The sequence below is a fragment of the Rhodococcus sp. R1101 genome (genome assembly GCF_000278445.1).
Classification (GTDB): domain Bacteria; phylum Actinomycetota; class Actinomycetes; order Mycobacteriales; family Mycobacteriaceae; genus Rhodococcus; species Rhodococcus gordoniae.
Window position 1 is genome coordinate 1 of the sequence record NZ_AJVB01000856.1, and the last position, 791, is coordinate 791.

The window sequence follows — 791 nt, forward strand, 5'->3', positions numbered from 1 at the left end:
TCAGGCACGGTCGTCCCGCGCAGCATCCGTGGGCGATGCCGGTCGCGGCCGCAGTCGCAGGCGCAGCGGATCGTAGGTGACCAGGGCGCGGGCCGCGACGATCGAGGCGAACACTGCGAGCGCGACGTGCGCGAGGTTGTACATGCCGATCGACCCGTCGGGGTTGAAGATCAACATGAGCCAGGTCGACAGTGCGACGAGCACCATGAGGAGCCGGGGCGACATCGCGAAGGCCGCGGCGACCGCGAGCGGCCACGAGTAGTACCAGGGCAGGGCGGCGGGCGACAGCAGAGTCACGGCGGTCAGGGCCACGACGATCCCGAAGACCGCGTCGCGTTCGGTGCGACGGAATCGCCACCACGCCCACACGAGGATCACCACCAGCGCGATCGCGCAGAGCAGGCGCGTGATGTCGAGGATCGAACCGAGGCGCCACGGGGTGATCCACGTGACGACGTGCGCCATCATCGTCGGCAACGACAACCAGTTGATGATCTTCGACGAACCGGACAAGGCGGTGAGCCAGCCGATACCGACCCCGGCGAGCAGCGAGGTGCCACCGAAGACCGCGGCGAACACGAGAAGTCCGAGTCCGGTCGCTTTGGCGAACAGACGGACCGGCGCTGCGGGCTCGCGTCCCTCGGCGCGCGCACGGTCGCGTTCGTGGACCATCCACACCCACACCAGGAAGGGCAACGCCAACCCCGCCGTGGCCTTGATCGCGGCGCCGAGCGAGACCAGCGCGATGCCGCCGAGATGGCGGCCCTCGAGGACCAGCACGATGCCGGCGA

At 69.3% G+C, this 791-nt stretch carries 1 pseudogene; it reads right to left on the reverse strand.

What is annotated here, in order from left to right:
* A pseudogene (locus R1101_RS28835) lies at nucleotides 1-791 on the reverse strand (alpha-(1->6)-mannopyranosyltransferase A); the annotation flags it as partial.